This is a genomic window from Pseudomonas sp. HMSC08G10 (assembly GCF_001808425.1).
GTDB classification, from domain to species: Bacteria; Pseudomonadota; Gammaproteobacteria; order Pseudomonadales; family Pseudomonadaceae; genus Aquipseudomonas; species Aquipseudomonas guariconensis.
Map to the genome: position 1 here is coordinate 137,356 of NZ_KV793288.1, position 20,230 is coordinate 157,585.

Genomic DNA, 20,230 nt, shown 5'->3' on the forward strand with positions numbered 1-20,230 from the left:
GGAGGGATGTTCAACTGACGTTGTTGCGTTTGGCCAAGTCGACCATTTCGACCAGAGACTCGGTCTTGAGTTTATCCATGATGCGTCCACGGTAGGTGCTGATGGTTTTGGCACTGAGGTTCATGCATTCACCGATGAACTTGTTGTTCTCGCCCCGGGTAAGCCGGCGTAGCACTTCCATTTCGCGGTTGGAGAGGCTTTCGAGACGACTGCACTCGCTTTCGAGCGAGCTGCTGTTGACCGACATCTGCGGAAAGGTGGAGTAGCCCTTGACCAACGCCTTGAGGGCGAACACCAGGGCATCGAGGTCTTCGTCCTTGTTGACGAAGGCGGCGATACCGGCATCCAGGCAACGACGGACATACAGGTCGGCGGGTTGACCGGTGAGCACCATGATCTTCGGTGCCGGCTCCAACAGTTGCAGACGTTTGATGACCTCCATGCCATCGAGGCCAGGCAGACCGATGTCGAGGATAACCACGTCAGGACGTAATTGGCGAGCCTGCTGCACGGCGTCAATGCCGTCACCGGCTTCACCGATGACCTGAAAACGTTCACGTTCGAGCAGCATGCGCACAGCCAGTCGAACGGTTGGATGGTCGTCAACCATTAAAACGGTTGTCATTGGATAACTCCTGTAGGAATTTGGTCCGTTTCCTGAAGTCCCGCAGGAATACGTGAAAGGGAGCCTGCGCGGCAGCGCGCAAGATTACGTAGATTCCTCTCGATTGGTAATGGGATGCGTAGGTTTGTTGAAAAAGCGAAGATTATTGTTGAAAAGGCCTACAAAATAAACCTCCATGGTAAAGCCCGCCCAGGCGCCAAGGACGGGCCACGCACAGAATAGTTCAGGAGCAGCCCGGGTGCGGCTTGAGCACGCGCAGGTGCGAGGCCGGATTGCGGCTCAATGCCGTCCCGACCCTTGCCGGGCGAGGCAGTAACTGGCCGCCACAGTTCGGGCAGCGCCCCTGGAACTGACGTTCATTGCATGCACGACAAAAGGTGCATTCGAACGAGCAAATCAACGCATCCGCGCTGTCGCCCGGCAGGTCACGGTCGCAGCATTCGCAGTTGGGGCGTAATTCAAGCATGGAGTGGGTTCCTGTCAGATAACGCCCGCTCAACCGGCGGGGCGATAGAGGTGGGCATGCCCGGCCCGGTACAGGGCCGATTCAGCGAAAGGTGCATCGCCCAGCACATGGCCCACCAGGATCAGCGCGGTTCGCCGAAAATCCTTGGCCGCTGTGAGTGCGACGATGTCCTGCAGGGTGCCGCGTACCCAGTCCTGGTCCGGCCAGGTGGCGCGATGAATGACGGCGACCGGGCAGTCCGGCCCGTAGTGTGGCAACAGTTCGGTGACGATACGCTCGAGGTGTTTCACGCCCAGGTGGATCGCCAAGGTGCTGCGGTGGCGGGCCAGGTCGGCCAACTGTTCGCCAGCTGGCATGGGCGAGCTGTCGCCATAGCGGGTGAGAATCACCGTCTGGGCGAGCTCCGGCAAGGTCAGCTCGCAGCCGAGCAAGGCGGCGCTGGCGGCGGTGGCGGTAACACCCGGAATGATCTGATAGTCGATGCCCAGTTCGCGCAGATGACGTATCTGCTCGCCGATGGCGCCATACAGACTGGGGTCGCCGCTGTGAACACGGGCCACATCCTGGCCATTTTCGTGGGCGCGGCGCAGGGCTTCGATGATCTGCTCCAAGTTCAGTTCGGCGCTGTTGATCACCGTCTCGGCGCTGTGTCCCTCCAACACAGCTGGCGGAACCAGGGAGCCGGCATAGATGATGACCGGGCATTGGCGGATCAGACGTTGCCCCTTGACCGTGATCAGCTCCGGATCGCCGGGCCCGGCACCGATGAAATAGACCGTCATGGGAAATCCTTGCAGATAGGCAGTAATGTGGACGCGATTATCAGCCACGGGCCAGGGCAAGGGTAGCCTGGCCCAGCACCTGGCGTGTCACCAGCAAGCGCGAGGTGCCGAGCGATCGTGCGGCCAGTGCTAGGGCTGCGCTTTCAGCGACGCCCCAGCAGCCGCTGTAGGCATAGGCAACGGGTGAGCGATGGCTGAGCTGCGGTTCGAAGGGCTGTAGCTCGGTGGCCGGGAACACCACCAGGGGGATGCCCAGCCGTTCGGCTAGGGCCTGCAACCCAGGTTCATCGAATTTGAGATCGATACTGGCAAGGCCAACCAGATGATCGGCGCACAGGCGGTGTGTGGCCAGGGTCGTGCGCAGCAACTGCTCCAGGGTTTCGACCGGGCAGCCCTTGCGGCAGCCGAAGCCGGCATAGAATACCGGCTCGGACGAGGCGTTGCGCATCAGGCCTGGTTGGCTCGGCGATAAAGCCAAGCGCTGAGCAGGCCAAGGGCGAGCCAGAACGCGGCGTTGGTCAGCCAGGAGGCGAGCTTGAATTGGGCCACCAGTGCTTGCGGTGCCAGGCTTTCATGCACCGGTGGTTGTGGTGCGCCGATCACATGTGGCACCACCAGCAAAGCGACGCCCAGCACCTTGAGCAGCCAATGGTGGGCAAACACCACCAGCGCCAGACCCGCGGCCGTGGCGGCTGCAGTGCCGATCCACCAGCTCTGGCGTTGCCCCAGGTCGGCGGCGGCTGTGCCTGGCAGTTCCGGTGGCAACCCCAGTGTGGGTGCCAGGCAGAACACTGCAAAACCCGCCAGCCCCCACAGTGCGCCGGTCATCACTCGGTTTGGCTCGCGCAGGCTGTACAGCGCGGCGAGGATCAACGCGAAACCGACCGCCACCACGAGGTTGCCGCCGGTGGTGGCGAGCAAACGCTGCCAGCCATCCTCCGGTGCCCAGGCCTCTGGGTCATGGGAATGCGCAGCGACGGGGCTGTCGTGCTCATGTCGCTCGGGGACAGCGCTCTCGAAAGTTTCTGCCTGGAGGATCAACGGGCTGACCCACAGACTTTGAAGCAAGGTCAGCAATAGGGCGGCGAGCAGCCCGCTGAAACCTGCAGTACGGGCGATGCGCTTGATCATGCAGGCGTACTCAATGGCAAGGGAAGGCGGCGCTGTGGCGGGTATCGTGGGCGGCATTGTGCACCGCCTCGATGTGCGAGAAACCTGCGAAATAGACCAGGCACAGGCCCAGCAGGCTGGCGCCGACGGCAATGACGACACGTTGGCTGAGGCTGACGGGAGTGGCGATGCTGTGTTTGGTGCTGGTGATCGGCATGGTGCGTTCCTCTGCTGTTTATAGGCGGCGGACACGCGCGTCATTCCGGGCACGATTGACCCAGAAGAGGTGACAGCGCCCGCCCACCGCGGGGTGTTCTATTAACGCCAGGCCGGTCTCCGGGCTTGCAAGGAGGAGCAGGGCTCCTGGAAAGCATCACCTTCCCATGCCATACGACGCGGCACAGTGGTCAAGATGCTTCGCTCGCTTACCGTTGCGGGGGCAGCATCGGCTTGGTTACCGATTTCCCGTTTCACCCCTTTGGGGGCACCTGAACGCAAGGTGCAAGCAAAGCATGGGGGCGCCATGGCGTCAATCTGCAAGGATGCGGTGGCCGCGCCCTCAGCGGGCCAGGCGGTGAAAGGTCGAGCTTGGAATCCATCTAGGAGTTCCTCGCGGGCGAACCCGCACCCGCAGGCCAGGGCGACTGTTCCAAAGGGCCTGTCCGCAATCACTGACGCGCCATGGTTGACCGCCTGCCGGCCACTGCGTAGCCTTGCCGATTCGAGGTTCTCCGGCATTGGCCGGAGCTAAGACGGGAACGCGGTTCAAGCCGCGGCTGCCCCCGCAACTGTAGGCACCAACCCGGATCGACACAGCCACTGCGCCCAGGCGCGGGAAGGCGTCGTTCCACCGGCACGGCCGGTAAGGTGCAAGCCAGGAGACCTGCCTCGAGACGATTTCGACTTTCAACCGGGCGGGGTGATCCGGTGGCGAACACGCCCGGCCAGCAAGGCTCGCGGCACTCGTCCTGCATGCCCGCGCCATCCTGCCAAGGGCATCGCGACATGAAAACACTGGCCAAGCTCCCCGTCACCATCGTCACTGGCTTTCTCGGCTCGGGCAAAACCACTTTGCTGCGTCACATGCTGGACAACGCCCAGGGGCGCCGTATCGCGGTGATCGTCAACGAGTTCGGTGAACTGGGCATCGATGGCGAGATCCTCAAGCAGTGCAGCATTGGCTGCACCGAAGAAGAAGCCAGCGGCCGGGTCTACGAACTGGCCAACGGTTGCCTGTGCTGCACCGTGCAGGAAGAGTTCTTCCCGGTGATGCGCGAGTTGGTGGCCCGCCGCGGCGACCTGGACCACATCCTCATCGAAACCAGCGGCCTGGCCCTGCCCAAGCCGTTAGTGCAGGCCTTCCAGTGGCCGGAAATCCGCAATGCTTGCACCGTCGATGCGGTCATCACCGTGGTCGACAGCCCGGCCGTGGCCGCAGGGACCTTCGCGGCGTACCCGGACCAAGTGGACGCTCAACGCAAGCTCGACCCCAACCTTGACCATGAGTCGCCTCTGCACGAACTGTTTGCCGACCAGCTGGCCAGCGCCGACCTGGTGGTGCTGAACAAGGCTGATCTGATCGATGCCCAAGGCCTGGCCAAGGTGCGTGCTGAAGTCACCGAAGAGCTGCCGCCGGCGGTCAAGGTGATCGAGGCCAGCAGTGGCCGCCTGCCGTTGGAGGTGCTGCTGGGCGTGGGCGCCGAGGCTGAGGCGCACATCGATGGTCGCCGTACCCACCATGACGCACACCACGAGGGCGATGATCATGACGATCACGACCACGATGCCTTCGACTCCATTTCCATCGACCTGCCAGAAGCGGACGAAAGCCTGCTGCTCGATGCCCTGACTCAACTGGTGGTCGAATTCGGCATCCTGCGCGCCAAGGGCTTCGCTGCCATCCCCGGCAAGCCGATGCGCCTGCTGATCCAAGGGGTGGGCACCCGTTTCGACAAGCACTTCGACCGCGCCTGGCGCGCCGACGAGTCGCGCATCACCCGCTTGGTGCTGATCGGCCAGGCGCTGGACGCCGCCGCGCTCGAAGCGCGCCTGCGCCAGGCCCTGGGCGCCTGACCCATGCACCTGCTGCGGACCCAGCCCGGCGGCTTCGTGCCGGACGACAGCATTGCCGACCTCGGCCAGACCCCGGCTGACCTGGTGATCCTCTGCAGCGGTGATTCGCACCTGGCGCTGCTCGCCGATACCGCCGAGCAGTTGCCGGAGGATTTCCCCAGCTTGCGACTGGCCAACCCCATGCAGGTGCAGAACCACGCCTCGGTCGACCTGTACATCGATCAGGTGCTGCGCCATGCCAAGGTGATCCTGTTGTCCTTGCATGGTGGCGTCGGGTACTGGCGCTATGGTGTCGAGCAACTGGTCGAACTGAGCGCCCGGGGCGTGCAGTTGATCCTGGTGCCCGGCGACGACCGCCCGGACCCGGAATTGACCCAGTTGGGCACTGTGACCGGCGATCAGGCTGAGCGCCTTTGGCATTACCTGCGCCAGGGCGGCAAGGCCAATGCCGCGAATCTGTTCAATTGCTTGGCCAGCCTGTGGCTTGGGCGCGATTACGCCTGGGAGGAGCCGCAACCCTTGCCGCGTACCACGGTGTACCACCCCGCCAAGCCCAGCGCCGTTTTGCAGGACTGGTACTGCGAATGGCAGCCCGACTGGCCTGTGGCCCCCATCTTGTTCTATCGCTCGCACCTGCAGGCGGCCAACACAGGGTTCATCGATACTTTCTGCCAGCGCTTGCAGGCGGCAGAGCTCAATCCGCTGCCTATCGCCGTGGCCAGCCTCAAGGAGGCGGCCTGCCTGGACCAGGTCGAGACCTGGCTGGATGAGGTCGAGGCCGAGGTGGTGCTCAACACCACAGGTTTTGCCTTGTCCAGTCCGGAGCAACCCAACCTGCGCCCGCTGCGCAGAGACATCCCGGTGTTACAGGCGATCTGCGCCCAGGACAACCAGCCGGCGTGGGAATCCAACGAGCAGGGCCTGGGCGCGCGGGATCTTGCCATGCACATTGTCTTGCCGGAGCTGGACGGTCGCATCATCACGCGCCCCGTCAGCTTCAAAGACCTGGCCTGGCGCAGCGAGCGCAGCCAGTCCGACGTGGTCTGCTATCGCGCTCACGCCGAACGTATGGATTTCGTCGCCGAGCTGGCGCGTCGCTGGGTGGAGCTGGCGCGGCTGCCCAACGCCCAGAAACGCGTGGCGTTGGTGCTGGCCAACTACCCGACCCGCGACGGGCGCATCGGCAACGGCGTGGGCCTGGACACACCCGGCGCAGCACTGAACATTCTCCGGGCGCTGCAAGGGCAGGGGTACCCGGTGCAGGGCCTGCCTGACAGCGGTACCGCGTTGATCCATCAGCTGTTGGGTGGGGTGACCAATGACCTGGACCATCTGGACCAGCGCCCCTGTGCCCACAGTCTGAGCCTTGCTGATTATCAGCAGGCTTTCGCCGCGCTGCCCGAGGCCAACCAGCGTGCGGTACTGGAGCGATGGGGGGCGCCTGAACAGGATCCTATGTTCCGCAGCGGTCGGATGATGATCGCCGGCCTGCGCTATGGCCTGACCTTCGTCGGCATCCAGCCGGCCCGGGGCTACCAGCTGGACCCCAGCGCGGTGTATCACGACCCGGACCTGGTGCCGCCTCATGGGTACCTGGCATTCCACTTCTGGCTGCGCAACGGCTTTGCCGCCGATGCGGTGGTCCACGTGGGCAAGCACGGCAACCTCGAGTGGCTGCCGGGCAAAGGTGTCGGATTGTCTGCGCAATGCTGGCCAGATGCGCTGCTCGGGCCGCTCCCCAACATCTACCCCTTCATCGTCAACGACCCGGGCGAGGGCGCCCAGGCCAAACGGCGCACGCAGGCAGTGATCATCGACCACCTGATGCCGCCATTGACCCGCGCCGAGACCTACGGCCCGCTGCGTCACCTGGAGCGCCTGGCCGACGAGTATTACGAAGCGCAGCTGCTCGACCCGCGCCGGGCACGCGAGCTGCAGCGCGACATTCTCGAACTGGTCAAGGCCAACCACATCGACCGGGAGTTGCAGCTTGAAGGCCAGCTGGACGACGCGGCCATCTGGTTGCCACGCCTGGACACCTACCTGTGCGACCTCAAGGAGTCCCAGATCCGCGACGGCCTGCATGTGTTCGGCCAATCTCCCGAAGGGCGCCTGCGCAGCGACACATTGCTGGCGCTGTTGCGTGTAGAGCGCGGTGACGGCAAAGGTGCCAATGCCAGCCTGATCCGTGTGCTGGCCAAAGCCCTGGCGTTGGGCTTCGACCCGCTGGATTGCGAATTCGGCCAGCCTTGGCAGGGGCCGCGCCCAGCGGTGTTGCAGGCGCTCGATACCGCGCCATGGCGCAACCAGGGCGATACCCGCGAGCGCCTGGAACACCTTGCGCTGGACTTGATCGAGCGTGCGCTGGCAGGCCGCCTGGCATTGCCTGAAGACGCCGCCTGGCAACCGGTTTCCACGGTCCTGCAGGCGCTGGTCGACACAATCGCCCCGAGCCTGGACGCCTGCGGCGCGGCCGAAACCGACGGCCTGCTGGCCGCACTGGCCGGGCGTTTCGTCCCGGCCGGGCCCAGCGGAGCGCCCAGCCGGGGGCGTCTGGACGTGCTGCCTACCGGGCGCAATTTCTATACGGTGGATGTGCGCAACCTGCCCACCACCACGGCCTGGCGCCTGGGGTTCGCCTCGGCGAACCTGATCCTTGAGCGTCACTTGCAGGACCATGGCGACCACCTGCGTCAGCTGGGGCTGTCGGTCTGGGGCACGGCGACCATGCGCACTGGTGGTGATGACATCGCCCAGGCCATGGCGCTGATGGGTGTGCGGCCGGTGTGGGCCACCGGCAGTCAGCGAGTCGACGATTTCGAGATCCTGCCGCTGAGCCTGCTCGATCGCCCGCGGGTGGACGTCACCTTGCGCGTCTCAGGCTTCTTCCGCGACGCCTTCGGCAACCTCATTCGGCTGTTCGACGCGGCGGTGCAGGCCGTGGCGGCGCTGGACGAGCCTGACGACCTCAACCCCCTGGCTGCGCGGGTGCGAGCCGAACGCGATGCCTTGCTGGCCGATGGCGTGGACGCCGAGCAGGCGGCGCGCCAGGCCGGCTGGCGTGTCTTCGGCGCCAAGCCCGGCAGCTACGGGGCCGGGGTGCAGAATGCAATCGATGGACGTTTATGGCATACACGCGGCGACCTGGCCGAGGTCTACCTCAATCATGGCGGCTACGCCTATGGCGGCAGCGACGAAGGCACACCGGCCCGCGCCGCGTTCGCCCGGCGTTTGGGCCAGGTCCAGGCGGTGCTGCAAAACCAGGACAATCACGAGCATGACCTGCTCGATTCCAACGACTACTACCAGTTCCAAGGTGGCATGCTGGCAGCGGCAGAGACCCTGGCCGGCACCGCCCGGGCCAGTTATCACGGCGATCACAGCCAGACCGACCGGCCACGCATCCGCACCCTCAAGGAAGAGCTCAACCGGGTGATCCGCGCCCGCGCTCTGAACCCCAAGTGGATCGAGGGGGCCAAGCGCCATGGCTACAAAGGTGCCTTCGAGCTGGCGGCGACGGTCGATAACCTGTTCGCCTTCGACGCCACCACGCATCTGATCGACGATCACCATTACCAGTCGCTGGCCGATGCCTATGTGCTCGACCCAGCGACCCGAGACTTCCTGCAACAGCACAACCCCGAAGCCCTGCGCGACCTGACCGAACGCTTGCTGGAAGCCCAGCAACGCGGCCTCTGGGCGTCGCCAGGGGCCTACCGGGAAGCCCTTGAAGAGCAATTGCTCGATGGCGAGGAACAGGCTTGAAATGAGCGAACCCGTGCAATTCCCTTTGGCGGCCGTAGTCGGCGCCGACGACCTCAAGCTGGCCCTGTGCCTGACTGCTATCGACCCCAAAATCGGCGGTGTGTTGATCGAAGGCCCGCGCGGCATGGCCAAAAGCACCTTGGCGCGCGGGCTGGCCGACCTGTTGGGCACGCCGGGGCAGACCCCACCCTTCGTGACCCTACCCCTGGGCGCCACCGAGGAGCGCCTGGTCGGTACCCTCGACCTGGATGCCGCACTGGGGCAGGGCAAGGCGCAGTTTTCGCCCGGCGTACTGGCCCAAGCCCATGGTGGCGTGCTTTACGTAGATGAGGTCAACCTGCTGCCCGATCCGCTGGTGGACCTGCTGCTGGATGTGGCCGCCAGTGGCACCAACCGCATCGAGCGCGACGGTATTTCCCATCGCCACGATGCTCGATTCGTCCTGATCGGCACCATGAATCCGGAAGAGGGCGAACTGCGCCCGCAATTGCTCGACCGTTTCGGCCTCAATGTGCTGCTCGAAGGTCTTCCGCCGCCGCAGGCGCGGCAGCAGATCATTCGTCGGCGACTGGCCTTCGACAGTGATCCACAGGTGTTCTGCGCCCAATGGGCGCAGGCTCAGGCAGACCTGCGCGAACGCTGCCAGGCCGCACGTCAGCGCCTGGACAGCATCCCGCTGGACGATCGCGCCCTGGCCTGGATCACAGAGGGCTGTTTCAGCGCTGGGGTCGATGGCATGCGCGCCGACCTGGTCTGGTTGCGGGCCGCCCGTGCCCATGCCGCCTGGCGCGGTGGCGATGCGATAGAGGAAGCTGATGTGCAGGCTGTGGCGGAATTCGCCCTGCGCCATCGACGCCGAGAGACGCCCCCGACCAGTGCATCCTCAACCCCACCACCGCCTCAGACCCAAGCACATTCCGACGCTCAAGGCGGTCAGGGGGATTGGGGCGCGTTACCCCCACAAACGGTCGCCACCGGGGCACGGCGCGAGGTGCCGAACTGGGCAAAAAAGCCCTGAGCATCCGCAAGCCCGCCGCCCAGGCGGCGGATGCCAAGCCCCAGCCGGGCACCCTGAGCGGCACGCCCCGTGGTCGCGTGCGGATCGGTGGTGCTACGCGTGTGGCGTGGCTTGCGACATTGCTCAAAGGGCGACCTCGGCATCGCCATGACCTGTGTTGGCAGCAGCGCCAGGCCCAGGCGCCGGAATTATGGCTGGTGATCGTTGACGCCTCGGCTTCGACCCGGCGCCAGCAGGCGCTGGCCCACGCCAAGGGGCTGCTGGCCGAGCTATTCGATCAGGCCTATCGCCAACGCGCCCGCCTGGCCCTGCTCACCGCTAGTGGCGGCGCGCCGCGTTGGCAGCACCATGGGCTCAAGGCATCGGCCGCCCTGCAACCCTGGTTGCAGGCGCTCGGGGCGGGGGGCGGTACGCCGTTGATCGCGGCCCTTGAAGAGGCGCGGTACTGGTTGCAGGCGCGGGCCAAGCGTTACCCCCATGAAACACAGCGTTGCCTGGTGCTGACCGATGGTCGTCTGCAACGCTGGAATGCACTGCGACCCATGCCGTGCGCGACGGTGTTGGTGGACATGGAGCTGGCAGCAGTGCGCCTGGGGCGTGCGCGGCAATTGGCCGAACAGCTGCAAGCCGAATATCGGCATATCCAGCAGTTCAGGGAGTTGAACTGATTAACGTAGAAAGTCGCAATTGCGACGATATGTCGCAATGACAAAAGTTGCCGGAAGGGCAAAAGGAAAGTTGCACAAGTGCGTGGCTTGGCACGCACTTGCAGGGCGCCGATATTATTTCGGCATCGACCAGGGTTGCAGGTCGTAACCTTTTTCGCAAAGTTCGGCACGCACTTCCTCGATCAAGCTGGCCCATTGCGCAGGGTCGGAATAGATTCGCGAGGAGACTTGCTTGCTGCCGATACGCGTGTTGGTCCGGTCGATCACTGCCAGGCTCAGCTCACCAGTACCGTTGGGTGCATCCCAGGCTACGCACTGGAAAGGTTCGAAGGCGTGGTCGGCGATCAGCAGTGCTTCGTTGACACGGAGCGGGGCGTTCATGGTTCGGTCTCTCTATGGTCCCAAACAGCGAAAAGATGTCCGCGTTGCTTCATGTTCAAGGAGGCGCAGCGCGGGGTTATTCGTACTGATGCTCCAAGTCAGGGGAGAAGTCACACGGGCGGTGAATTTTTTTTCAAGTCGGCAAAAGTATGACTGCAACCTGTGCCGCCTGTGACGCTGGAAACTTTGAAAGATTCCCGAGCGCCCCATCGCCGAATGCAATTGGCGGACAAACGGTACTGGGCCAACTCAGGTTCATTGCTACTGTTAATTCGGACGTTGCAACTTACTGTTTCTACATGAAAAACCAACTATTGGCGTCAAGGAACAGTCATGCTCGAACCGACCACCCAACGCCGTCTGCTGATCGTCGACCCCTGCGACGATTGCCACCGTCTACTACCGGGCTTGCGCAGCGTTGGCTGGGCTGTGCATAGCTGTTCGCTGACCTCGGCGCTGGAGCATCCGTGCGATGTCGGCTTGTTGCGCTTGCAGGCCACGCATTTGCGACATCCCGATGCCGTCAAGGACCTGATCGCCCGCAGCAATACCGAATGGATCGCCGTGCTCAGCCCCGAGCAACTGCGCATGCAGAACGTCGGTGACTTCGTCTGCGAGTGGTTCTTCGATTTCCACACCTTGCCGTTCGACGTGTCGCGTGTGCAGGTCACGCTCGGGCGCGCCTTCGGCATGGCCCGTTTGCGCGGCAAGGGCCCCGTCCGAGTGGATGAACCGACCCACGAACTGTTGGGCGAAAGCCGGCCGATCCGCGAACTGCGCAAGTTGCTGGGCAAGCTGGCACCGACCGAGTCGCCGGTGCTGATCCGCGGCGAGAGCGGCACCGGCAAGGAATTGGTGGCGCGTACCCTGCACCGGCAATCCCAGCGCAGCGACAAACCGTTCGTCGCCATCAACTGCGGTGCGATCCCCGAGCACCTGATCCAGTCCGAACTGTTCGGCCATGAAAAGGGCGCGTTCACTGGCGCCCATCAGCGCAAGGTGGGACGTATCGAGGCCGCCAATGGCGGGACGTTGTTCCTAGACGAAATTGGCGACTTGCCTTTGGAGCTGCAGGCCAACCTGTTGCGCTTTCTGCAGGAAAAACACATCGAGCGGGTCGGCGGCGACCAACCGATCCCGGTGGATGTGCGCGTTCTGGCGGCTACCCACGTTGACTTGGAAAAGGCCATCGTGCAGGGGCGCTTTCGCGAGGACCTCTATTACCGGCTCAATGTCCTGCAAGTGATCACCGCGCCCCTGCGTGACCGCCACGGCGACTTGTCGATGCTGGCCAGCCATTTCGCGCATTTCTACAGCCTGGAGACCGGACGCCGGCCTCGCTCGTTCAGCGACCGCGCCCTGGCGGCCATGGGCCGACACGACTGGCCGGGCAATGTGCGGGAGCTGGCCAACCGGGTGCGTCGCGGCCTGGTGCTGGCCGAAGGCAGGCAGATCGAGGCGCAGGACCTGGGATTGCAGATGATCGAGCAGGACGAGCAGCTACTGGGTACCTTGGAAGACTACAAGCACCGGGCCGAGCGCCAGGCGCTTTCGGATGTGCTCGATCGGCACAGCGACAACCTCAGTGTCGCGGCCAAGGTGCTGGGGATTTCCAGGCCTACGTTTTACCGCTTGCTGCACAAGCATCAGATCCGCTGACGCTCAGGCGTGGGGCACCGCGGACTGGCCCGTGCCGCCAGCGTACTGCACCTTCAGATGGCCCTGGTCGTCGAGCAGCCAGGCATCCATGACTTCGCGCACCACAGGCCCGGCCACCCGGCCACCGGCTTCGCCATTCTCGATCATCACCGCCACCACGATACTGGGGTGCTCGGCCGGCGCGAAACCGACGAACAGGGCATTGTCCCGGTGACGTTCGAGGGTTTTGTCGCGGTTGTAGCGCTCGCCCTGACGGATTGCCACCACCTGCGCGGTGCCGCTCTTGCCCGCGATGCGGTACTGGGCCCCGGCTGCCGCAGCGCGGGCGATCCCGCGTGGGTCGTGCATGACCATCTGCATGCCGGTGTTGACTTGGTCCCAGGCGTGCTTGTCGTGCAGCACGATGTCCGGCATCGGGTGCGGGTCCACGGGCGCCTGGCCTCCTACACTCAGCGCCAGGTGCGGACGATGCCACACGCCTTTGCTGGCCAGCAGGCTGGTGGCCTGTGCCAGTTGCAGTGGGGTGACCTGCATGTAGCCCTGGCCGATCCCGAGGATCAAGGTCTCGCCAGGGAACCAGGCCTGGCGGCGGGTGGCGCGCTTCCAAGCCGGGGAGGGCATCAGGCCCGGTGCCTCCTCGAACATGTCCAGGGAGACCTTCTGGCCCAGCCCGAACTCGGCCATGTAGTCATGCAGGCGCTCGATGCCCAGCTTGTGTGCCAGGTCGTAAAAGTAAGTGTCGTTGGAACGCATGATTGCGCTGTACATGTCCACCCAGCCATCGCCGCTGTGGTTCCAGTTGCGGTACTTGTGGTCGTAGTTGGGCAACGTGTAGTAACCCGGGTCGAAGACGCGGCTGGCGGGGGTGATCACGCCACTGTCCAGGCCGGCGATGGCCACTTCCGGCTTGACCGTCGAGCCTGGCGCGTACAGGCCGCGCAGCACACGGTTGAACAATGGCCGGTCGATCGAGTCGCGCAGGGCCGCGTACTGCTTGAAGCTGATGCCCTTGACGAACAGGTTGGGGTCGAACGCCGGATTGCTCACCATCGCCAGCACATCGCCCGTGGCCGGGTCCAGCGCCACCACTGCGCCACGGCGCTCGCCCAGCGCTTTTTCGGCCGCTTGCTGCAGATGGGCGTCCAGGGTCAGGACCAAGTCCTTGCCCGGTATCGGATCCTGGTGGCGCAGCACCCGCATGACCCGGCCCTGGGCGTTGGTCTCGACTTCTTCATAGCCCACATGGCCATGGAGCTGGTCTTCGTAGAAGCGCTCAATGCCGGTCTTGCCGATTGACTGGGTGCCGCGGTACTCGGTGTTGTCGAGGGTCTTGGCTTCTTTTTCGTTGATACGCCCGACATAACCCACCGAGTGGGCGAAGTGCTCGCCCAGCGGGTACTCACGGATGAACTGCGCCTCCACGTCCAGGCCCGGCAGGCGGAACTGATTGACCGCGATCAGCGCGATCTGCTCTTCGGACAGGCCGAACATCAGCGTCACCGGCTCGAACGGTTTGCGGCCCCGGCGCAGGTCCTTGTCGAATTGCTTGCGCTCGTCCTCGCCCAGGCCCAGCACCTGGGCCAGGGTATCGAGCACCTGGGTGCTGTCGCCCGCGCGCTCGCGGGTCATGGTCAGGTTGAAGCTGGGTTTGTTGTCGGCCAGCACCACGCCGTTGCGGTCGTAGATCAACCCGCGCTCCGGCGGGATGGGCAGCACGTGCACGCGGTTGTTTTCCGACACTGCGGTTTGCTGGTCGTGTTGCAGCACCTGCAATACATACAGCCGGCCCACCAGCACCACCACCAGGCCCATCACCAGCGTCGCACAGGCCAGCAGCCTGCGATTGACCAGGTGTTTTTCCTTTTCGTGGTCCTTCAAGGGAATAGGTTGGGGCATCGGAAGCTCTGGTGATCAGGAGAGGGCTGCGCGAGGGCGGGCGATGCTACGCAACGGGGGAAGGAGGCTCAAGACACCCTCGGGCAGCGAGCCGCTGCGAAACCGCTGATCTGCCCGCTGGCAGGCGTCTGCGCGAAACATGAAGATTCGTTCACATGACCAGAGGCGGCTCCTGCGAACGCGTGTGACCCCTCACAGCGGCGACTTGAAGAGGTCACTGCCCGTGCCGGTAAACCAGGGCCTGAAGGGTGGGCGACAAAGTTTGCGATGGGCTGCACCAAAGCGCCCGAACGCGTTCGGACGATATACTCGGCGCTTTTCACATCGCGCTAGGAAATGCCCATGGAGCAGGTGCTGCTCATTGTCGACGTCCAGTCCACGTTCAACCCGCCGGAATGGCTCATCGATCGCATCCGACATTTGTCAGCGAAGATTCCCACTGTCGCGTCCATCGAGCTGCATGACGAGCAGGTCACGCCGTTTCACCGCCAGCTCGGCTGGCACCCGGCGGCCGAAGACGAGAACCTGATCGAGGCCGATGAAGTCTTCATCAAGCATGGCTATGGGCAAACGCCCGCTACGATCGAATACCTCAAGCGCCTGGGCGTCGACCGGGTCCTGGTCTGCGGCCTGCAGACGGAAACCTGCGTGCTGGCCGCGGGCTTCGCGCTGTTCGATGCAGGGCTGAGCCCGACGCTGATCACCGACTTGACCGTAGGCTCGACCCTGGACCGGTCTGGCCAACTGGGCATCGACCTGTGGAAGCACCACTTCGGCCAAGTGACTACCGCAGCTGAGGTCATTGCAGGTCTCTAGGCGCTGCACGAAGGTATCCACGCGTGCCCTCACTGCGTTGAAAGGATTGTTCATTTACCTTCGTGCGGACACATTTCAGACACCAAGATCCGCCTGGCCCATCGTCCGCCTCAGGATTAAAGTGAGCTTCAAGGTCCATCCATCACAAGGTGCTTCATGAAAATTGGCGAGTTGGCGAAGATCACCGGCCTGGCGCCATCGCGCATTCGTTTCTATGAGGCGAGTGGGTTGATCCACGCCGTCGAGCGCAAGGCCAACGGTTACCGTGACTACGACGCTGATGCCGTCTGGGTGCTGGAGATGATCACCAGCGCCCAGGCAGCGGGTTTTACCTTGGAGCAGATCCGCCATCTGATGCCCGTCAATGCCAACGGCTGGCGCCATGATGAACTGCTCAACGGGCTCAAGCGCAAGGTCGAGGAAATCGAGGCGCTGCAACAACAGTTGGCACGCAACAAGGCGCAACTGCTGCTGGTGATCGATGGCGTCCAGAGCAAGCCCGAAGGCATGGCATGCGCGGACAACACACAGCGCGTACTCAACCAGTTGCGCGAGGACATGGCCGCCAACAAGTCTGACATCGAGCGCTAATCGGCTTCGCCCTCTATCTGGGTATTGACCTTAAAGTTGGCTTTAAGGATATCGTCGCTGGCACCGTCCAATGAGGTGCCGCTATGAACGCCTTCACCCCCCTCGTACTGCCTAACGGCTCCACCCTCGCAAACCGGATCGCCAAGGCGGCCATGGAAGAAAACATGGCCGATGCCGATCACGCGCCATCTGCTCGATTGATGCGCCTGTACCAGGCGTGGGCGGAGGGTGGCGCAGGCCTGCTCATCAGCGGCAACGTGATGGTCGACTCCCGCGCCATGACAGGTCCGGGCGGAGTCGTTCTGGAAGATGACCTGCACCTGGAGCGGTTCCGGCAGTGGGCGCGCATCGGACAGGCGCAGGGCGCGCAGTTCTGGCTGCAGGTCAACCACCCCGGCCGCCAGATGCCGGCCAACCTTGGTCAGGCGACCTGGGCGCCTTCGGCCGTGGCGCTGGAACTGGGCACGATGTCCCGGCATTTCAGCAAGCCCCAGGCCATGACGACGCAGGTCATCGAGGACATCATCCGGCGTTTTGCCCGAAGCGCGCAGTTGGCAGAGCAGGCGGGCTTTACCGGCGTGCAGATTCACGCCGCCCATGGCTACCTGCTCAGCCAGTTCCTTTCGCCGTTGACCAACCAGCGTACCGACCAATGGGGCGGCGCCCTCGATAACCGCGCGCGCCTGTTGCTGGAGATCGTCAAGGCTGTGCGGGCGGCGGTGTCGCCAGGCTTTGCCGTCGCGGTAAAGCTCAATTCGGCTGACTTCCAGCGCGGCGGCTTCAGTGCCGACGATGCCAAAGAGGTCGTGGGCCTGCTCAACCCACTGGGCATCGATCTTGTCGAGCTTTCCGGCGGCAGCTACGAAGCCCCAGCCATGCAAGGCCAGGCGCGGGATGGCCGCACATTGGCGCGGGAGGCCTACTTTTTGGAATTCGCCCGCGAGATTCGCGAAGTGGCGAGGATGCCGGTCATGGTGACTGGCGGTATCCGCCGGCTGCCGGTTGCAGAACAGGTGATGGACAGTGGCGTCGACATGGTCGGCATCGGCACGGCGCTGGCGATCGACCCTGCCTTGCCGCGTGACTGGCAGGTAGGGCAGCTCAGCGCCCCGCAACTGCCGGCGATCACCTGGAAGAACAAAGCGCTCGCCTCGTTGGCCAACATGGCGGTGGTCAAGTATCAGTTGAACAAGCTTGCCCGGGGCAAGGCGCCTGATCCTGCGGTGGCGCCGGGTTGGGCGTTGCTCGTGCAGCAACTGGCCAATGCCCTGCGCGCTCGCCAGTACCGGCGCAGGATGGCGAGCCGGTGAGTGTGCGCAGCCGGGTCAATTAAGCACCGGCTGCATGGCGGCGTGGGCGTCCCGCACTAGCCCCCGGTGACCGGCGGGAAGAACGCCACATCGTCGCCATCGTGCAACGGCTCATCCAGGTCACAGAGCGCCTCGTTGCGCGCGCACATCAGGCCTGCATGGCCCAGTGTCGTCGCCCAGGGTTCACCGCGCTCGGACAGCAGGTTCCGCAGATCGCGCAGGCTGGCCAGCGCGGGTGTCCACGGCAGCGATTCGCGGTCAATGCCCAACTGCTCCCTAAAGCGTGCGAAGTACTGAAGCTGGATCACGGCAGCGCCTCCAGACGATAGGTACCGGAACGTCCGCCGGATTTCCTGAGCAGGCGCACCCAGTCGATCTGCATGCTGCGATCGGCGGCCTTGCACATGTCATAAAGGGTCAGCGCCGCGACACTCGCTGCGGTCAGGGCCTCCATTTCCACGCCGGTGACGCCCTTGAGGCTGCAGGTGGCGATGATGCGCACCGAGTCCGGGTTGACCGCCTTGATCTCCACGCTGACCGCCGTCAACAGCAGCGGATGGCACAGCGGGATCAGCTCGTGGGTACGCTTGGCGGCCATGATGCCGGCGATGCGCGACACTGCGAACACATCGCCTTTGGGGTGACCTGCGGTGACGATCAGGTTGAGGGTTTCAGGCCTCATCCGCACCCAGGCTTCGGCGGTGGCCTGTCGGTGCGTTTCGGATTTGTCGGTGACATCGACCATCTGGGCGTTGCCGCGCGTGTCCAGGTGGGTCAACGAGGAAGGCGAGTCGATGGTGGGGGGCATTGGGGCTCCGGGGCATGCTGACATGCCGGCTGAGGGCAGGCTCGAGGGCGCTGTCTGTCGGGTGGTCAGGCTTTCTGGCCAATGGCCGGGGGCGGGCTCGGCGTGAGCAAGTCCCGGGCCTGGGCGAAGCATTTTTCCGCCAGCGCCGAGCGTGGCTCGTTGCGGCGCAGCAGCAAGCCGACCGGTGCATGGATGTTGGCGCTGGCGATGGGGATGATGCGGATATGTTCACTCAGCTCGTCCAGCCCATCGTCGAGCGGCATGATGGCGCAGCACAGCCCGGCGCAGACGGCCTGGATCAACTGATAGGTCGAATCGCTTTCAAGCACGGGGGTTGGGTGCAGGCCGCGGCTGCGCAAGCTCAAATCGAGCGATTGGCGGTAGTGCATGCCTTGGGAGAGCAAGCCAAGCGGTAACCCGGCGAGCGTTTCCCAAGGTAATTCGGGCCCGTCGAAGCGAAAATGCCGGGTGTCGTACAGCAAGCCCATGCGGGTGGCGCCCAGCTCGATGATCTCGAAATAGCTGCTGTTGACCCGATCGAGGTAGCAGATGCCCAGATCAAGCTGGTTACGGCTCAGGCCATCGATCACCTGTTCGGAGCTGAGCGATGACAGCTGTACGGTGAGTTCGGTGTACTGCGCGAGCAGCGGCTTGAGCAACTGCATGGCATTGAAGCTCGACAGCGGCACCATGCCGATGCGCAGGCTGCCGACGATCTGCCCACGGCAATTGGCGGCTTCGCTCTGCAGGCCGTCATAGGCGGCTAACAGGGTGCGCGTCCAGGCCAGAATCCTTTCGCCTGCCTCGGTGAACCCTTCGAATCGCTGGCTACGAGTTACCAGCACCAAGCCCAACTCGTCCTCCAGGTTGCGCAGGCGCATCGAGAGGGTCGGCTGGGTGATATGGCACAGCGCAGCGGCCTGGCCAAAGTGCCGGGTCTGATCCAGCGCAATCAGAAATTTAAGTTGTTTGATATCCATCGCTCGCCCTGCAAACACATGAGTCGTATCGGAGGTGTGTTGCATTGAACCGATCGTTTACATGTTGACGCTGGCAGTCAGTGTATTGAGACGGGTCGAAACCCTGTGGCGGCAAAAAGTAAAATGAAAGAACAAGAGTGTCCAATGGGAATTTACGAACACCTGATAGATCCTGCTGATCAGCAGGCGATGATAGGCGATATCGATAATGCGGTATGAATTATTGATTGGACGAACAGGGGCGGGCGCTCTAGTTTCTCGCGAATGACGGCCCCTGTTTAGTTAGAGTGTTCACGATGAGTTCAAAACCCACTGCGCAATTTATTCCTCTGAACGTCGCCGTGTTGACGGTCAGCGATACCCGGACTTTCGAAACCGATACTTCCGGCGAGTTGCTGGCCTCCCGCGCGGTGGAAATGGGGCATCGATTGGTGGCTCGAGCCTTGCTCAAGGACGACCTCTATCGAATTCGAGCCCAGGTCGCAGGCTGGATCGCCGACGATCAGGTGCAGGTGGTATTGATCACCGGCGGCACCGGCTTCACCGGGCGTGACAGCACCCCAGAGGCGGTGGCTTGCCTGCTGGACAAGCATATCGAAGGCTTTGGCGAGCTGTTCAGGGCCCTGTCGATCCTGGATATCGGCACCTCGACGGTGCAGAGCCGCGCACTGGCAGGGCTGGCCAACGGCACGCTGGTGTGTTGCCTGCCGGGCTCCACCGGGGCCTGCCGTACGGCCTGGGAGGGGATTTTGGTGGAGCAGCTGGATTCGCGGCATCGGCCGTGCAATTTCGTGCCGCACCTAAAGGCCGCCGAGCGTTGCGGCTCGCGGCAGTGAGCCCGAGCCTGCAAGGGCGGATTACCCGCAAAAGCGAATGGGCTCGCAACGACACCTAATTAATGGCCTCTTTAACTGATGCAACTCTCTCTCGAGCGTGTGATTGTTTTTTATTAATACTTGATCGATGGCGTCGATCACGCCTGGAAAGTTCGCGGGAATAAAGGCCTGGCGGCAGTGATAGATAAACCTGATCATGTCGTCATTACTTTTGATTTGACGGGTGGTGGCGGCAAAAATAGTCTGCCGCTGTAAAAGTTTGAAGTGTGTTTTTCAACTTCTGTACGTGAGTTGAAAGTGAGCGCTTCAATTCGATCTCCCGCCGAGTATCAATCAAAGGGTAGTCCGATGAGCGAAGAAGAACATATCAGAAGTTACAACGGCCCGGCCGCCGGTTGGGGCGCGCTCAAGAGCGTGACCAAGGCCTGGCTGGGCAGCGAGAACGC

20 protein-coding genes and 2 riboswitches are annotated in these 20,230 nt (G+C 63.5%); of the genes, 9 read left to right on the top strand and 11 right to left on the bottom strand.

The window, feature by feature from the left end; genetic code table 11:
* Nucleotides 1-10: 10 nt before the first annotated feature.
* From HMPREF3173_RS02390 to HMPREF3173_RS02410, 6 genes are all read right to left on the bottom strand, one after another.
* Nucleotides 11-625, bottom strand: a complete 615-nt coding sequence (locus HMPREF3173_RS02390) for a response regulator transcription factor (RefSeq protein WP_043212380.1) — start codon at nt 623-625, stop codon at nt 11-13.
* Between the two features lie 223 nt (nt 626-848).
* Nucleotides 849-1,091 carry a DUF1272 domain-containing protein gene (locus tag HMPREF3173_RS23770; protein ID WP_080642116.1) on the bottom strand — a complete coding sequence of 81 codons (243 nt, stop codon included), beginning with the start codon at nt 1,089-1,091 and terminating at the stop codon, nt 849-851.
* Nucleotides 1,092-1,120: 29 nt separating this feature from the next.
* Nucleotides 1,121-1,873, bottom strand: coding sequence for a precorrin-4 C(11)-methyltransferase (cobM, locus tag HMPREF3173_RS02395; RefSeq protein ID WP_070571387.1), 753 nt, complete (start codon nt 1,871-1,873; stop codon nt 1,121-1,123).
* Nucleotides 1,874-1,913: 40 nt separating this feature from the next.
* Complete coding sequence (locus HMPREF3173_RS02400; RefSeq protein WP_070571388.1) at nt 1,914-2,321, bottom strand: cobalamin biosynthesis protein; 408 nt, start codon at nt 2,319-2,321, stop codon at nt 1,914-1,916.
* Nucleotides 2,321-3,004, bottom strand: coding sequence for a CbtA family protein (locus HMPREF3173_RS02405; RefSeq protein ID WP_070571389.1), 684 nt, complete (start codon nt 3,002-3,004; stop codon nt 2,321-2,323). Before HMPREF3173_RS02405 ends, HMPREF3173_RS02400 begins: the two co-directional genes overlap by 1 nt.
* Nucleotides 3,005-3,014: 10 nt before the next feature.
* Nucleotides 3,015-3,200: a CbtB domain-containing protein gene (locus HMPREF3173_RS02410; protein WP_043212388.1), complete on the bottom strand. Its 186-nt coding sequence runs from the start codon at nt 3,198-3,200 to the stop codon at nt 3,015-3,017.
* 92 nt (nt 3,201-3,292) lie between these two features.
* Nucleotides 3,293-3,490, bottom strand: a riboswitch (cobalamin riboswitch).
* A gap of 200 nt (nt 3,491-3,690) precedes the next feature.
* Nucleotides 3,691-3,889: riboswitch (cobalamin riboswitch) on the top strand.
* Between the two features lie 99 nt (nt 3,890-3,988).
* Between HMPREF3173_RS02410 and cobW the strand changes: the two genes are divergently transcribed.
* The 4 genes from cobW to HMPREF3173_RS02430 all read left to right on the top strand — a co-directional run bounded on the left by cobW (nt 3,989) and on the right by HMPREF3173_RS02430 (nt 10,507).
* Complete coding sequence (gene cobW, locus HMPREF3173_RS02415) at nt 3,989-5,056, top strand: cobalamin biosynthesis protein CobW (RefSeq protein WP_070571390.1); 1,068 nt, start codon at nt 3,989-3,991, stop codon at nt 5,054-5,056.
* A gap of 3 nt (nt 5,057-5,059) precedes the next feature.
* Nucleotides 5,060-8,821 carry a cobaltochelatase subunit CobN gene (cobN, locus tag HMPREF3173_RS02420; RefSeq protein WP_070571391.1) on the top strand — a complete coding sequence of 1,254 codons (3,762 nt, stop codon included), beginning with the start codon at nt 5,060-5,062 and terminating at the stop codon, nt 8,819-8,821.
* A gap of 1 nt (nt 8,822) precedes the next feature.
* Entirely contained in the window at nt 8,823-9,839 is a 1,017-nt protein-coding gene (locus HMPREF3173_RS02425; protein WP_070571392.1) for a magnesium chelatase ATPase subunit I, read from the top strand.
* A gap of 77 nt (nt 9,840-9,916) precedes the next feature.
* Entirely contained in the window at nt 9,917-10,507 is a 591-nt protein-coding gene (locus HMPREF3173_RS02430; RefSeq protein ID WP_070571407.1) for a vWA domain-containing protein, read from the top strand.
* 114 nt (nt 10,508-10,621) lie between these two features.
* Here HMPREF3173_RS02430 and HMPREF3173_RS02435 read toward each other — a convergent pair whose 3' ends face one another.
* The gene (locus HMPREF3173_RS02435) at nt 10,622-10,888 is read right to left on the bottom strand and encodes a hypothetical protein (RefSeq protein WP_043212394.1); all 267 of its coding nucleotides are present in this window, start codon (nt 10,886-10,888) and stop codon (nt 10,622-10,624) included.
* 333 nt (nt 10,889-11,221) lie between these two features.
* Between HMPREF3173_RS02435 and HMPREF3173_RS02440 the strand changes: the two genes are divergently transcribed.
* Nucleotides 11,222-12,547: a sigma-54 dependent transcriptional regulator gene (locus HMPREF3173_RS02440; protein ID WP_070571393.1), complete on the top strand. Its 1,326-nt coding sequence runs from the start codon at nt 11,222-11,224 to the stop codon at nt 12,545-12,547.
* A gap of 3 nt (nt 12,548-12,550) precedes the next feature.
* On the opposite strand, the gene mrdA is transcribed toward HMPREF3173_RS02440, so the two are convergent.
* On the bottom strand, nt 12,551-14,443 hold the full coding sequence (gene mrdA / locus HMPREF3173_RS02445) for a penicillin-binding protein 2 (protein WP_070571394.1): 1,893 nt from the start codon (nt 14,441-14,443) through the stop codon (nt 12,551-12,553).
* A 342-nt stretch (nt 14,444-14,785) separates the two neighbouring features.
* Between mrdA and HMPREF3173_RS02450 the strand changes: the two genes are divergently transcribed.
* The 3 genes from HMPREF3173_RS02450 to HMPREF3173_RS02460 all read left to right on the top strand — a co-directional run bounded on the left by HMPREF3173_RS02450 (nt 14,786) and on the right by HMPREF3173_RS02460 (nt 17,160).
* Nucleotides 14,786-15,259 (top strand): cysteine hydrolase family protein, encoded by a 474-nt coding sequence (locus tag HMPREF3173_RS02450; RefSeq protein ID WP_070571395.1) that lies wholly within the window; start codon nt 14,786-14,788, stop codon nt 15,257-15,259.
* 156 nt (nt 15,260-15,415) lie between these two features.
* Nucleotides 15,416-15,850 (top strand): MerR family transcriptional regulator, encoded by a 435-nt coding sequence (locus HMPREF3173_RS02455; RefSeq protein WP_070571396.1) that lies wholly within the window; start codon nt 15,416-15,418, stop codon nt 15,848-15,850.
* A gap of 83 nt (nt 15,851-15,933) precedes the next feature.
* A complete protein-coding gene (locus tag HMPREF3173_RS02460; protein WP_070571397.1) occupies nt 15,934-17,160 on the top strand; it encodes an NADH:flavin oxidoreductase/NADH oxidase family protein in 1,227 nt (408 codons plus the stop codon).
* A 56-nt stretch (nt 17,161-17,216) separates the two neighbouring features.
* On the opposite strand, the gene HMPREF3173_RS02465 is transcribed toward HMPREF3173_RS02460, so the two are convergent.
* The 3 genes from HMPREF3173_RS02465 to HMPREF3173_RS02475 all read right to left on the bottom strand — a co-directional run bounded on the left by HMPREF3173_RS02465 (nt 17,217) and on the right by HMPREF3173_RS02475 (nt 18,948).
* Nucleotides 17,217-17,468, bottom strand: coding sequence for a MoaD/ThiS family protein (locus HMPREF3173_RS02465; RefSeq protein WP_070571398.1), 252 nt, complete (start codon nt 17,466-17,468; stop codon nt 17,217-17,219).
* Complete coding sequence (gene moaC / locus HMPREF3173_RS02470; RefSeq protein ID WP_070571399.1) at nt 17,465-17,968, bottom strand: cyclic pyranopterin monophosphate synthase MoaC; 504 nt, start codon at nt 17,966-17,968, stop codon at nt 17,465-17,467. The genes HMPREF3173_RS02465 and moaC overlap by 4 nt, the downstream gene beginning before the upstream one ends.
* A 65-nt stretch (nt 17,969-18,033) precedes the next feature.
* Nucleotides 18,034-18,948 carry a LysR family transcriptional regulator gene (locus HMPREF3173_RS02475; protein WP_070571400.1) on the bottom strand — a complete coding sequence of 305 codons (915 nt, stop codon included), beginning with the start codon at nt 18,946-18,948 and terminating at the stop codon, nt 18,034-18,036.
* Between the two features lie 296 nt (nt 18,949-19,244).
* Here HMPREF3173_RS02475 and moaB point away from each other — a divergent pair, with 296 nt between their 5' ends.
* Entirely contained in the window at nt 19,245-19,784 is a 540-nt protein-coding gene (gene moaB, locus HMPREF3173_RS02480) for a molybdenum cofactor biosynthesis protein B (protein WP_070571401.1), read from the top strand.
* Nucleotides 19,785-20,230 lie beyond the last annotated feature (446 nt).

Coding starts and splice junctions, on each gene's coding strand:
- HMPREF3173_RS02390 (WP_043212380.1), bottom strand. CDS start 625: ATGACAACCGTTTTAATGGTTGACGACCATCCAACCGTTCGACTGGCT.
- HMPREF3173_RS23770 (WP_080642116.1), bottom strand. CDS start 1,091: ATGCTTGAATTACGCCCCAACTGCGAATGCTGCGACCGTGACCTGCCG.
- cobM (WP_070571387.1), bottom strand. CDS start 1,873: ATGACGGTCTATTTCATCGGTGCCGGGCCCGGCGATCCGGAGCTGATC.
- HMPREF3173_RS02400 (WP_070571388.1), bottom strand. CDS start 2,321: ATGCGCAACGCCTCGTCCGAGCCGGTATTCTATGCCGGCTTCGGCTGC.
- HMPREF3173_RS02405 (WP_070571389.1), bottom strand. CDS start 3,004: ATGATCAAGCGCATCGCCCGTACTGCAGGTTTCAGCGGGCTGCTCGCC.
- HMPREF3173_RS02410 (WP_043212388.1), bottom strand. CDS start 3,200: ATGCCGATCACCAGCACCAAACACAGCATCGCCACTCCCGTCAGCCTC.
- cobW (WP_070571390.1), top strand. CDS start 3,989: ATGAAAACACTGGCCAAGCTCCCCGTCACCATCGTCACTGGCTTTCTC.
- cobN (WP_070571391.1), top strand. CDS start 5,060: ATGCACCTGCTGCGGACCCAGCCCGGCGGCTTCGTGCCGGACGACAGC.
- HMPREF3173_RS02425 (WP_070571392.1), top strand. CDS start 8,823: ATGAGCGAACCCGTGCAATTCCCTTTGGCGGCCGTAGTCGGCGCCGAC.
- HMPREF3173_RS02435 (WP_043212394.1), bottom strand. CDS start 10,888: ATGAACGCCCCGCTCCGTGTCAACGAAGCACTGCTGATCGCCGACCAC.
- HMPREF3173_RS02440 (WP_070571393.1), top strand. CDS start 11,222: ATGCTCGAACCGACCACCCAACGCCGTCTGCTGATCGTCGACCCCTGC.
- mrdA (WP_070571394.1), bottom strand. CDS start 14,443: ATGCCCCAACCTATTCCCTTGAAGGACCACGAAAAGGAAAAACACCTG.
- HMPREF3173_RS02450 (WP_070571395.1), top strand. CDS start 14,786: ATGGAGCAGGTGCTGCTCATTGTCGACGTCCAGTCCACGTTCAACCCG.
- HMPREF3173_RS02455 (WP_070571396.1), top strand. CDS start 15,416: ATGAAAATTGGCGAGTTGGCGAAGATCACCGGCCTGGCGCCATCGCGC.
- HMPREF3173_RS02460 (WP_070571397.1), top strand. CDS start 15,934: ATGAACGCCTTCACCCCCCTCGTACTGCCTAACGGCTCCACCCTCGCA.
- moaC (WP_070571399.1), bottom strand. CDS start 17,968: ATGCCCCCCACCATCGACTCGCCTTCCTCGTTGACCCACCTGGACACG.
- HMPREF3173_RS02475 (WP_070571400.1), bottom strand. CDS start 18,948: ATGGATATCAAACAACTTAAATTTCTGATTGCGCTGGATCAGACCCGG.
- moaB (WP_070571401.1), top strand. CDS start 19,245: ATGAGTTCAAAACCCACTGCGCAATTTATTCCTCTGAACGTCGCCGTG.